This is a genomic window from Chryseobacterium sp., from assembly GCF_022712095.1.
In the GTDB taxonomy this organism is placed as follows: Bacteria; Bacteroidota; Bacteroidia; order Flavobacteriales; family Weeksellaceae; genus Chryseobacterium.
Genome location: NZ_JALAHD010000305.1, coordinates 1 through 13,115, shown reverse-complemented (window position 1 = coordinate 13,115; position 13,115 = coordinate 1). Strand labels below are relative to the sequence as shown.

Annotated in this window: 11 protein-coding genes; 3 read left to right on the top strand and 8 right to left on the bottom strand. The window is 36.7% G+C overall.

Annotated features, from left to right (window positions below; translation table 11 throughout):
* Positions 1-685 (top strand): aquaporin Z (aqpZ, locus tag Q0A18_RS15515; RefSeq protein WP_292011072.1); only part of this gene is annotated, 685 nt, incomplete at its 5' end.
* Between the two features lie 70 nt (positions 686-755).
* On the opposite strand, the gene Q0A18_RS15510 is transcribed toward aqpZ, so the two are convergent.
* The 5 genes from Q0A18_RS15510 to aceB form a co-directional block, all read right to left on the bottom strand.
* Positions 756-1,742 (bottom strand): acyl transferase, encoded by a 987-nt coding sequence (locus Q0A18_RS15510; RefSeq protein WP_292011071.1) that lies wholly within the window; start codon positions 1,740-1,742, stop codon positions 756-758.
* A 209-nt stretch (positions 1,743-1,951) separates the two neighbouring features.
* Entirely contained in the window at positions 1,952-2,722 is a 771-nt protein-coding gene (locus tag Q0A18_RS15505; RefSeq protein WP_292011070.1) for a UDP-2,3-diacylglucosamine diphosphatase, read from the bottom strand.
* 25 nt (positions 2,723-2,747) lie between these two features.
* Complete coding sequence (gene queD / locus Q0A18_RS15500; RefSeq protein ID WP_292011069.1) at positions 2,748-3,191, bottom strand: 6-carboxytetrahydropterin synthase QueD; 444 nt, start codon at positions 3,189-3,191, stop codon at positions 2,748-2,750.
* A gap of 97 nt (positions 3,192-3,288) precedes the next feature.
* A complete protein-coding gene (aceA, locus tag Q0A18_RS15495) occupies positions 3,289-4,569 on the bottom strand; it encodes an isocitrate lyase (protein WP_292011068.1) in 1,281 nt (426 codons plus the stop codon).
* A gap of 38 nt (positions 4,570-4,607) precedes the next feature.
* On the bottom strand, positions 4,608-6,182 hold the full coding sequence (gene aceB, locus Q0A18_RS15490) for a malate synthase A (RefSeq protein ID WP_292011067.1): 1,575 nt from the start codon (positions 6,180-6,182) through the stop codon (positions 4,608-4,610).
* A 127-nt stretch (positions 6,183-6,309) separates the two neighbouring features.
* Here aceB and Q0A18_RS15485 point away from each other — a divergent pair, with 127 nt between their 5' ends.
* Entirely contained in the window at positions 6,310-7,785 is a 1,476-nt protein-coding gene (locus tag Q0A18_RS15485) for a helix-turn-helix transcriptional regulator (RefSeq protein WP_292011066.1), read from the top strand.
* A 25-nt stretch (positions 7,786-7,810) separates the two neighbouring features.
* Positions 7,811-8,464: a double zinc ribbon domain-containing protein gene (locus Q0A18_RS15480; protein ID WP_292011065.1), complete on the top strand. Its 654-nt coding sequence runs from the start codon at positions 7,811-7,813 to the stop codon at positions 8,462-8,464.
* Between the two features lie 8 nt (positions 8,465-8,472).
* Here Q0A18_RS15480 and upp read toward each other — a convergent pair whose 3' ends face one another.
* From upp to katG, 3 genes are all read right to left on the bottom strand, one after another.
* Complete coding sequence (gene upp, locus Q0A18_RS15475; protein ID WP_292011064.1) at positions 8,473-9,123, bottom strand: uracil phosphoribosyltransferase; 651 nt, start codon at positions 9,121-9,123, stop codon at positions 8,473-8,475.
* Between the two features lie 70 nt (positions 9,124-9,193).
* On the bottom strand, positions 9,194-10,504 hold the full coding sequence (gene der / locus Q0A18_RS15470) for a ribosome biogenesis GTPase Der (RefSeq protein ID WP_292011063.1): 1,311 nt from the start codon (positions 10,502-10,504) through the stop codon (positions 9,194-9,196).
* A 191-nt stretch (positions 10,505-10,695) separates the two neighbouring features.
* Positions 10,696-12,918, bottom strand: coding sequence for a catalase/peroxidase HPI (katG, locus tag Q0A18_RS15465; protein ID WP_292011062.1), 2,223 nt, complete (start codon positions 12,916-12,918; stop codon positions 10,696-10,698).
* Between the last annotated feature and the right edge of the window lie 197 nt (positions 12,919-13,115).

Here is a 13,115-nt window from a genome sequence, read left to right as displayed (position 1 = left end):
ATTCTGGTTAGTATTCGGAGGCTGTGGTAGTGCAGTTTTCGCAGCTGGTGTTCCCGACATCGGTATCGGACTTTTAGGGGTAGCTTTAGCCTTTGGTCTTACTGTTCTTACTATGGCTTACGCAGTAGGGCATATTTCAGGTGGACATTTTAACCCGGCTGTTTCTTTCGGACTATTAGCTGGAGGAAGATTTCCTGCAAAAGATTTAATCTCTTATGTTGTTGCTCAATGTCTTGGAGCTATTGCTGCTGCCGGATGTCTTTATGTTATCCTAAATGGTGCAGGAGCTTTTACAGCTGAAGGACCGGGAGCATTTGCAACCAATTTTTATGATATGCCGGGCTATCAGGGTAGAAGCTATTCGATGGGAGCTGCATTTTTAGCTGAATTCTTATTAACTGCATTTTTCCTTATTGTGATCATGGGGGCAACAGATAAATGGGCAAACGGAAAATTTGCTGGAATTGCAATTGGTTTGGCATTAACATTAATTCACCTAATCTCTATTCCTATTACCAATACTTCTGTAAACCCAGCAAGATCTTTATCTCAGGCTGTTTTCGTAGGAGGGACAGCAATGTCACAACTATGGTTGTTCTGGGTAGCTCCGATCTTAGGAGGAATCACCGGAGGTTTGATCTATAAATTTTTATTACAGAGAGATCAACAGGAAGCTGCTGAATAAAATTAACATAAAACATATAAAAAAACTACCTGAAACAGGTAGTTTTTATTTTTTATAAAATTTTCAATCATTATGAAACCAGTAAACTGCACCCTCTGATATCAGAATGATCAATCCGTCCCAACACCTGAAATTGATCTCCTGTTATTTTCCCCAGATCCTGAGTGGCTATAAAAGCACAGGAATGAATATTGGCCAGGTCAATAATATTAATAGCCCCTGTTCTTCCTTCTTTCTCATAAGTAAAAGGATCTTCAGCATTTCTTACCATAACTTTCATCCAGGAAGGACATTTATATTCATTATTACCTAAAGAATAAGCCTGAGACAGAAGTTCAGTCATAGAATATTCAGAATATACAGCCTCAGTCGCAAATCCCGTTTTCAAAATCTGCAATAATTCATCTTTTGTCATTTCTTCCTTTCTTCCCTTCATTCCACCTGTTTCAATTACCCTCATATTATTGAGAACATTCAGGTTTTCATTCTTTCTTCCCGTCTGACAATAATCCAAAAAGTCCAGCAAAGCAAAAGAAACCCCGAACAGAATTACTTTTTCATCTTTAAGAGTATTCAAAAGATCGAATAATTCGGAATGATTATAAAGAAAATAGCCATTCTGTTTTTTACCAGACTTTTTCATCAGATGATCCACCATATAGATCAATGATGAATTTTGTCTTTCCAGATAACTTGGCAAGAGCCCCAGAAAAACAAAGTCCTCCGGTTTTCCTATAAATTGTTCAAAACTTTTCTCAATACTTTCTTTATAAATGTCTTCATCTGCAATATAATGCTTGGAGAGATTCATCCGGGTAGTTCCGGAACTCTGAAAGTATAGATCCGTTGAAACATTACGATCCAGAACTTTATGATTTTTAAACATTTCTATGGGTAAAAAAGGAATTTTCACCAGTTCATCCACCTTATCCGGATTAACATTCAGATAATCCACAAACTTTCTATAGAGCTCTATATTCTGATATTGATAGTGAAATGTATGAAGAGCCGTTCTCAGAAAGTCTTCATCCGTTTGTATGTTAAATATATCTTCCAACTTTCTTACAAAATGGTATTTTAATATTATTTAAATTCTATTCAACAAAAAAAATACACCTAAAATACAATGAATTAATATTTTTTTAATATTTAATTTTATTTTTGGTCAAGTTTTTGCTACTCTTTATTTGGAATATGGATTAAAAACAGACAATGGGGTTAAACCCATTCTGGAAGTTACCTCTTAACAGAGGTAATTTTTTTTGCCTAATTTTCAAAAGACTTCAATTCAAAATCCTTCTCAAAAACGCCATAAGTAAAATAGGAAATCCAATCTCCAAGATTAATATATTTTGAGTTTTTGCCTAATTCCAAAACCATGGGAAGATGGCGATGTCCGTAGATAAAATAGTCAATATTCTCTGTTTCCAGTTTTTTCTTTGAGTAAAGAATTAAAAACTCTTTATCTTCTCCAAGGAACTCTTTATCTTCTTCGCCGGAAATCATCTTATTTTTTTGTGAAAGATATAAAGCAATCTTCATAGCAATATCAGGATGCAACCATTTGAAAGCCCATTGTGCAATAGGATTGGTAAACAGCTTCTTCATTCTTTTATAGCCTTTATCTCCCGGTCCCAGACCATCTCCATGAGCCAATAAAAATTGTTTCCCGCCAATTTCAAAATATTGTTTCTGATAGAACACTGTACATCCGATTTCTTCTTCCAGATAATCTTTCATCCAGAGATCATGGTTCCCCACAAAAAAGTAAACATGGATTCCTCTGTCTTTTAGTTCTGCAATTTTCCCTAAAACCCTTACATATCCCTTAGGAATCACATATTTCCATTCATGCCAAAAATCAAATAAATCCCCCATTAAAAAAACAATCTGAGCATCTTCTTTGATCTCATCCATCCAGCGTATAAACTTCTCTTCCCGAGGCTTACTGTCTTTAGGATTAGGTGCTCCAAAATGCTGATCTGAAGCAAAATACACCTTTTTACCTGGTTCTAAATTAATAACTGTCTTAAGCACGATTTTCTATTCCGTTAGGTAATTATTAATTATCTTCAGCAAACCATTCACCATAAGAATTTTCAGTCTCATGAAGCTTAAGGTAGGCCAGACTTACATCCGGTGAAAGTTTAGATTTTATTTTAGCCGCGATAGCATATAACATATTCTCACAGGTAGGCTGAAAGCTACAGTAGATTACTTTATGCCCCTGTCTTTCAAGAGCTTCTCCCAATTCCTTATGAGGAGAGAGCGCATTCACAAGAACTGCATGATCCCAGACGTCTACAATTTCAGATTTCACGATACTTTTAATATCTCCGAAGTCAATCACCATTCCATTCTTGGGATTGTTGAGGTCATTGATCGGTTTTCCCTTAACAGTCACAAAAAGTTTATAGGAATGTCCATGCATATTTTTACATTTTCCATCATAATTATACAGGACATGAGCAGTTTCAAAGGTGAAAGTTTTGGTAATTCGTATCATGGTGCAAAGATAACAATTTGCTTCGAGTTCATAAAAAAACCTTCCCAAAACTGAGAAGGCTTCACTTAAAGAAAATTTATGGAAATCGCTTACGTTCTTAGTGAAATTGCGCTGTTTCTGTAGAATCTTTCATTGCTACCGTAGCCGAAGCTCCACCCGTAACAACAGTCTGTACCTCATCAAAATACCCTGTTCCTACAAAAGATTGATGTTTTACAGCTCTAAAGCCTTGTTTTTGTAAAGCAAACTCACGCTCCTGAAGCTCGGAATATCCAGCCATTCCTCTTTCCTTATAAGCCAATGCTAATTCAAACATCGCCGTATTCAGCGCGTGAAATCCTGCGAGTGTAATAAACTGGAATTTATATCCCATTTTCGCTAATTCTTCACGGAAAGTAGTCATTTCCTCAACACTTAATTTAGCAGCCCAATTAAATGAAGGCGAACAGTTATACGCTAGCATTTTATCCGGAAACTTCGCATGGATTCCTTCTGCAAATCTTCTTGCCTGCTCCAGATCAGGATTGGATGTTTCCATCCAGATCAGATCAGCATAGGGTGCATAGGACAGCCCTCGATCTATTCCCTGCTCTACTCCGTTTTTCACAACATAGAATCCTTCGGAAGTCCTTTCTCCGGTTACAAATTTTTTATCTCTATCATCAATATCCGATGTTAATAAATCTGCCGCATCCGCATCCGTTCTTGCAATAATCACAGACGGAACTCCGCAAACATCAGCTGCTAAACGGGCAGCAATAAGTTTATTGATTGCTTCCTGTGTAGGAACCAAAACCTTCCCTCCTAAATGACCGCATTTTTTTGCTGATGATAATTGATCTTCAAAGTGAACAGCTGCTGCTCCCGCTTCAATCATCTGCTTCATCAATTCAAATGCATTCAGGTTTCCACCAAAACCAGCTTCTGCATCTGCAATGATAGGCACCAAATATTCTTTATCTCCTCCTCCGTTCACCGACTGAATCTGATCCGCTCTTAACAAAGCATTATTAATTCTCTTCACTACAGAGGGCACTGAATTCGCAGGATACAATGACTGATCCGGATACATCTCACCAGATAAATTAGCATCTGCCGCTACCTGCCATCCTGAAAGATATATAGCTTCAAGGCCAGCATCCACTTCCTGGACCGCCTGATTTCCAGTTAAAGCTCCCAATCCTGCTACAAACTTTTGAGTGGTGAGTTTTTTCCAGAATTTTTCGGACATTTCAGTTGCGATTGTATAACTCAGTTTATAAGATCCTCTTAGTTTAAGGACATCTTCTGCCGTATAAGTTCTTCTTATACCATTCCAACGTGGATTTCTAAGCCAATCCTGTTCTAGAGCTTCGATTTGTTCTTGTCTTGTTTTCATATTAGTGGGGATTTTAGATTATTATAAATTAATTGGTATTAAATAAAAGGATATGCTTTTAGCGTTAAAAAGTCTTCGAATTCTTCAGAGAAAATAAGTTCGTTGAATAATTGTTTCGCTAAATCAAATTTCCCTTCCCGGAAACGTTTTTCTCCTACATAGTTTTCAATATTCTTCATTTCTTCCTCTTCCCATTCCAGAACCATTTCTCTCACCAGTCTTCTGCCATCATTCAATGAAGCCTTATTTTTCAGCCACTGCCAGATCTGTGTCCTTGAAATCTCAGCAGTTGCCGCATCTTCCATAAGATTGTAAATTGCTGCTGCTCCAATACCCATCAACCAGCTTTCCAAATAGAGAATTCCAACATTGATATTTTTCCTAACTCCATTTTCAGTAATTTCTCCTTTTGGTATTTCCAATAGATCAGACTCTTTAATCTGATAATTAAATTTTTTATCAATCTGATTCTGAGAAGGCATATATTGATCAAAAATATCTTTTGCCACGGATACCAGCCCCGGATGGGCTACCCAGGTTCCGTCATGTCCATTTTTCACTTCTCTTTCCTTATCTGCTTTTACTTTATTAAAGGCCACCGTATTAGCTTCATTATCATTTTTCACAGGAATCTGAGCTGCCATTCCTCCAATAGCATGAACATTTCTCTTATGGCAGATTTCAATTACCCTTTTAGAATAAGCTGCCATAAAAGGTGAAATCATTGTTACCTGATCACGATCGGGAACTACAAACTCCGGTAAATTCCTGAATTTTTTAATATAAGAGAAGATATAATCCCATCTTCCACAATTCAATCCTGCACTGTGATCTTTTAATTCATATAAAATTTCATCTAACTGAAAAGATGCAGTTATTGTTTCTATCAGAACCGTAGCTTTTATGGTTCCCTGTGGGACTCCCAAATAATTCTGAGCAAAAACAAAGACATCATTCCACCATCTTGCTTCTTCATAATGTTCTAATTTAGGCAGATAGAAATAAGGACCACTCCCTCTTTGGATCAGTTTTTCTGCATTTCTGAAAAAATAAATTCCAAAATCGATCAAGGAACCGGAAGCTTCTTCATTATCTATATGAATATTCTTTTCCGGTAAATGCAATCCTCTGGGTCTGATGAGAAGGACAGCAGTCTTATCATTAAGCCGGTAAGCTTTTCCCTGCTCATTCGTAAAATCTATCTCCCTGTTAATGGCATCAGTAAGATTGATTTGTCCTTCCATACAATTTTTCCATGTCGGGGAATTACTGTCTTCAAAATCTGCCATAAAAGTGGAAGCTCCGGAATTAAGGGCATTAATGATCATTTTACGATCCACAGGACCAGTAATTTCTACTCTTCTATCTAAAAGATCTTCCGGAAGTCCTGCACACGACCAATCTTTATTTCGGATTTCTTCAGTTTCTTTCAAAAAGGAAGGTAAATTCCCCTGATCAAAAAAGGATTGATTTTTTCTCCTTTTATCTAAAAGTTCAATTCTTCTGGCATTAAATTCCTGATGAAGCTCTGTTAAAAAATCTGTTAATTCTTGATTAAAAACTTCTCCAAACTTGTATTCTGCCTTTACTTGTAAGCGGTTTTTAGTTTCCATACACCTAATTTTGAATAACTTGATATCACAAACATAAATAAAAATTTTCACAATTAGCGAACGTTCGCTAATTAATTTAAAAAAAATATTATGCGAATAATCGCAATCATTTAATTATATTTGAATTATGAATCCGGAAAGTGACTTTATCAAAACGATTTTTGGGCTTAAGCTAAAACAGCAAAGACAACGAAAAAACTGGTCTTTACAGGACTTGGCTTCCAAAACCGGTTTATCAAAATCTTACCTGAATGAAATCGAAAACGGAAAGAAATATCCTAAGCATGATAAGATCATTCAGCTTTCTGATGCCCTAAAGTGTACTTTTGATGATCTCGTTTCAACGAAACTCGATAAAAGCATGGCTCCTTTTAACGAAATCTTACAATCTGATTTTTTCAAGGAGATTCCTTTAGAATTGTTTGGAATCAATAAAAGTAACCTGATCAGTATTATCAGTGACGCTCCCAAAAAGGTAACGGCTTTTATTAATGCCCTGATAGAAATTTCCAAGAATTATAATTTAGGAAAAGAACGTTTTTATTTTGCAGTTTTGAGATCTTTTCAGGAATTGTATGACAATTATTTCCCGGAAATCGAAGAAAAAGTTATTTCATTTGCCCATGAAAACTCTTTAAAACTTAAGAAGAATCTAAAAACCGAAGCTCTTGAAAGTATTCTCACTGAAAAATTTCACTACACTATCCAATCGGAAGATTTTGAAAAATACGGAGCTTTAGGTGAACTTCGTTCATTGTTTATTCCTGAGAAACTACTACTTCTCATGAACAACAAGCTGGAAAAGGATCAGAAGACATTTATTCTGGCTAAAGAGATCGGCTTCAATGTACTTGAGCTCAAAAACCGGCCACATACTTATTCGTGGTTAGATTTCGGAAGTTTCGAGGAGATTCTTAATAATTTTTATGCTTCTTATTTTGCCGGTGCCCTACTTATTACTAAAGGACAGATCACAGAGAATATTTCCGAGTTTTTCCTTCACAATAAATGGGAACCTGAAAAATTCGCCAATCTTATTAACAGCTTCACTCATTCTCCTGAAACATTTTATTACCGTCTGACAAATATCCTGTCTTCAGAACTTGGAATTAAGGATGTGTTTTATTTATGTCTGGTCAAGAAGAAGAACTCCGATAAAATACAGATTCTAAAAGAGCTCCATCTTAACCATCAGCAGGCTCCCCATGCCAATGCTATGAATGAACATTACTGCAGAAGGTGGATCGCTGTAAAAAACCTGCACCATCTCAAGGAAAATGAGACATTAACCGATGCCCAGATTTCTCACTATAAAGATCAGGGAATAAGCTATCTGGTAATATCCACTTCTCAGAGAAATCCTTTTTCAGACGGAAGTAACAGAAGTTATTGTTTAGGCGTTTTACTGAACTCCCAGACGATTAAGAAAATAAATTTTATAAAATCTCCTACCCTGAGAACTATCAACGTAGGCGTTACCTGTGAATCATGCAGCATTGCAGAATGCGAAGTGAGACAGGCTCCTCCTTCAAGACTGGAAAAAGAACAGTTTAATCTTAATATGAAAAATGGTATAGAAAAAATACGGAAAGAAAATTTATAAAACCCAATTAAAACACCAAACACAAATGATACTCGATATTTTATTTCCCCACCGTTGCATACATTGCAACAGACTTATTGATGCTGAATATATAGTTTGCAATCTATGCTTCTCCCAAATTCACTTTACTCATTTCAGTTATTCTGAATCTAATATTCTCAAGGAAAAATGCAGTCTCTTATTTCCCGTTGAAAATGCGTATGCCTTATTACGATTTGAGGAAAAGGATGTCAGCAGGGAACTCATTCATGAACTCAAATATAAAGACAGGGAAAAAGTTGGAAAAACCTTAGCAGAATGGACTACGGAACGACTGAACTTCGATCATGAAAAACCCGATCTTCTGGCAAGTGTTCCCCTTCATCCTAAAAAGCAGAAGCAAAGAGGATATAACCAGCTTCATTTATTTACGGAAACTTTATCTGATTTTTACAACATCCCCTATAGTCATAAGCTTTTAAAGAGAAATCATTATTCTAAAGCTCAGGCTCTTAAGAATAAAAAACTTCGCTTAGAAACCAAAAATATATTTTCTTTAAACTCTAATATTTCAGGAAAACACATTCTTTTAATCGATGACGTCTTTACTACCGGAAACACATTAGCCTCTATCTCCTGGGAAATTTTAAAAGCAGGAAATAACAGAATCAGTATTCTTGTAATGGCAATGGATATATAAAAAATACTTTATCTCTGAAGCTTTTCTCCATAGCTTAAATCTCCGGCATCTCCCAATCCGGGAGTAATATAGCCTTTTGATGTTAAATCCGGATCAATAACACCTGCCCAGATTTCCGCATCAGGATAGGCTTTTGAAATAGTTTCAATACCTTGTCTGGATGCAATTGCAGCTACAATATGTAATTGTGTAGGCTTTCCATGGGTAAGCAGGTCTTTAATAGCCTCAATTAATGATGCTCCTGTGGCCAGCATAGGATCTGCAACGACCAAAGGTCTTCCTTCTATACTTGGACAGGTAAGATAATCCTGTTTGATTGAAAAGTAATCATTGGCATCATGCTTCCTATAAGCAGCTACAAATCCGCAATCTGCCCTGTCAAAATAATTCAGAATTCCTTCGAACAACGGAACCCCAGCTCTTAAAATAGTAGTTATAACCGGTTGAACAGCAATTTCCTGAACTTTTATTTTATCTAAAGGTGTCTGGATTTCAACTTCTTTCTGAGCCAATCCTTTACTTATTTCAAAAGCTGCTACTTCACCAATACGCTCCATATTTCTGCGAAAACGCATACGATCATGCTGAATATCAACATTACGGAGTTCATTAATCCATGAATTAACTAAAGAAAATTGTTTTGAAAGCTCTGTTACCATTATCTGAAAACTTTTTACTGATTGTATAATGAATAAAATCCCTCTTAGAAAATTTCTAAAAGGGATCATTTTATTTTTGTCTGAAATATATTTCTATAGGAACTCCGGTAAAACCGAATTCTTTTCTTAACTGATTTTCCGTAAACCTTTTATAAGGTTCTTTTACATATTGAGGCAGATTACAGAAGAACACAAACTGAGGTGACGGCGTAGGAAGCTGGACACAATATTTGATTTTGATATATTTTCCTTTAATAGCCGGAGGAGGTGTATTTTCAAAGATAGGAAGCATTACTTCATTCAGTTTTGAAGTTTTAATTTTCTTTTTACGTGCCTCATAAACGTCCATTGCAGTTTCCACTGCTTTCAAAATCCTCTGCTTGGTTAATGCGGAAACAAATAATACGGGGATATCCTGAAACTGACCGATCTTATCTTTGATCGCTTTTTCAAAATCCCTCATGGTATTGGTCTTCTTATCTTCTATAAGATCCCATTTGTTCACCAATATCACGATTCCTTTTCTGTTTTTCTGTGCAATTCCGAAAATGTTCATATCCTGAGATTCCCAACCCTGAGTAGCATCTACCATGATAATAACAACATCTGAATTTTCTATTGCACGCACAGAACGCATCACAGAATAAAATTCCAAATCCTCATTTACTTTGGATTTCCTACGCATTCCTGCTGTATCCACCAAAACAAATTCATGACCGAATTTATTATAAAGACTCTGGATACTGTCTCTTGTAGTTCCCGCGACATCTGTTACAATATTTCTTTCATCATCCAGCAAAGCATTCGTCATTGTAGATTTCCCTACATTGGGACGTCCTGCAATTGTAATTTTTGGCAAACCTTCAAAAGGATCTTTATAATCAGTGGTTGGAAAATCTTTAACGATATCATCTAATAGATCTCCTGTTCCTGATCCGGTTGCGGATGAAAGTGTATAATATTTTTCGATTCCAAGCTGATAAAATTCTGTTGCCGGAAGTTCTTCTTTTGAAGAATCCACTTTATTAATAACAATATAAACCTGTTTATTTGATCTTCTCAGAAGTTCATAAATCTCATGATCCGTGTCAGTAAGTCCTTCTTCAACATTCATCATGAAAATAATAGAAGTAGCTTCATCCACTGCTAACTGGACCTGCTTACGGATCTCCTCTTCAAAAACATCATCGGTCCCTACATCATATCCTCCCGTATCAATCACTGTAAACTCAACTCCATTCCAATCTGATTTCCCATAATGACGATCACGGGTAACACCAGCCGTAGAGTCTACGATAGCTTCTCTTTTTTCCAATAAACGATTAAACAGGGTGGATTTTCCTACGTTAGGACGCCCGACAATGGCAACGATATTTGACATAAAAAAATGTTTAATAAATTAATTATTAATGAGTTTCTCCAACTTTTGGAGCTCAATTTTTTTGCAAAGATAAGGGTTTATTATTTAGAATACACAGAAAAGATACAATAAGCATCCTCATAAAGTAAAAAAACAACCCCTAAAAAAGGGGCTGTTTTTTTACATCATTTGTGTTTTTATAATATAATAAACTAAGCTAAATCAAATCTATCCAGATTCATTACTTTAGTCCATGCTTTGCCAAAATCTTCTACAAACTTCGCTTGACTGTCGGAGCTTCCATAGACTTCCGCCACCGCTCTCAGTTCTGCATTCGATCCGAAGACAAGATCTGCACGAGTAGCCGTCCATTTTTTCTCACCTGTAGCTCTGTCTGTCCCTTCATATAATTCCTGATCATCAGAAATAGCTTTCCATTTGGTTCCCATATCTAAAAGATTAACAAAGAAGTCATTGGTAAGAACTCCTGGGCGTTGTGTAAATATACCGTGCTTAGACCCATCATAATTGGCGTTCAGAGCTCTTAATCCTCCGATCAATACCGTTAATTCAGGTGCTGTAAGGGTTAAAAGTTGAGCTTTATCAATTAATAAAGATTCTGTGGACGATACATATTTTCTTTTCAGGTAATTACGGAATCCGTCTGCCAGAGGTTGCAAATAGCCCATAGCTTCAATATCTGTCTGTTCCTGGCTTGCATCTGTACGTCCTGGTGCAAATGATACAGAAATAGCATTTCCGGCAGCTTTTGCAGCTTCTTCAACAGCAGCTGTCCCGGCTAAAACGATAAGATCCGCCAATGATATTTTTTTATTACCTGCCTGATTATTAAACTCATTCTGAATTCCTTCCAATACTTTTAATACCTTTTGCAATTGAGCCGGATTATTCACTTCCCAGTTTTTCTGAGGCTCTAAACGGATTCTCGCTCCATTAGCACCTCCTCTTTTATCACTTCCTCTGAATGTAGATGCAGAAGCCCAAGCTGTAGAAACCAATTCTGAAATACTTAATCCGGAAGCCAATATTTTAGATTTTAAAGAAGCAATATCATTAGCATCCACTAACTCATAATCAACAGCAGGAACAGGGTCTTGCCAGATCAATTCTTCCTGTGGCACTTCCGGTCCTAAATAACGTGAACGAGGTCCCATATCTCTATGAGTCAACTTAAACCATGCACGGGCAAAAGCATCTGCAAAGGCATCAGGATTCTCATAGAAATGTCTTGATATTCTTTTATACTCAGGATCAGCCAACAATGCAAGGTCAGTAGTAAGCATGGTAGGCCTGTGTTTTTTAGCTGGGTCAAATGCATCCGGAATACTTTCTTCAGGACTTTTAGCCACCCATTGATGAGCTCCCGCCGGACTTTTCGTCAATTCCCACTCATTCTCAAACAGGTTTTCAAAGAAACTGTTACTCCACTGTGTAGGGGTTTTAGACCAGGTAACTTCCAGTCCACTTGTAATAGCATCATGACCTTTTCCTGTTCCATAAGTACTGCTCCATCCTAAACCTTGCTCTTCAAGACCAGCAGCTTCAGGTTCTTTTCCCACATTTTCAGCAGGACCTGCACCGTGAGTTTTCCCAAAAGTATGTCCTCCTGCTATCAAAGCAACGGTTTCCTCATCATTCATAGCCATACGTCCGAAAGTATCACGGATATCTTTCACAGCAGCTGCAGGATCAGGATTTCCATCCGGTCCTTCAGGATTTACATAAATCAATCCCATCTGTACGGACGCCAATGGATTTTCAAGATCTCTATTTCCTGAGTAACGACTCTGTGGATCATGGCTATCTGCTAACCATGTTTTTTCACTTCCCCAATATACATCCTGATCAGGCTCCCATACATCAGCACGACCTCCGGCATATCCAAAAGTTTTAAATCCCATGGACTCCAATGCTACATTTCCTGTAAGAACAATAAGGTCCGCCCAAGATATTTTATTACCATATTTTTGTTTGATCGGCCATATTAATCTTCTGGCTTTATCAAGACTCACATTATCAGGCCAGCTGTTCAGCGGAGCAAAACGTTGCTGCCCTTGTCCGGCACCCCCTCTTCCGTCATTTACCCTGTAGGTACCGGCACTGTGCCACGCCATACGGATAAATAAAGGACCATAATGTCCAAAATCCGCAGGCCACCAGTCCTGAGAGTCCGTCATTAAAGCACGAAGGTCTTTTTTAACAGCTTCAAGATCTAAACTTTTAAAAGCTTTAGCATAATCAAAATCTTTATCCATTGGATTCGATAAAGAAGAATGCTGACGTAAAATATCAACTCTTAACTGATTGGGCCACCAATCATGATTTTGTGTTCCTTCACCAGCTACTGTCTGATTTTGGCTCATCGTTCCGTTATGAAACGGGCACTTACTGATGTCGTTTGAATTTTTTTCCATTTTAGTTCAATTTTTTAATATCTGATTAATGCTATTAAATTATCCTCTTTTGACACAGCAAAATTATAACCTACACGTCATAATTAAAATCTATTAATATTATATTTTCAATAGTAAAAAACAATAATCAAACATAAAATATTGATTTACAATTTATTAAATATGAATCCATTAATAAAAACTATACTGTTTATGAT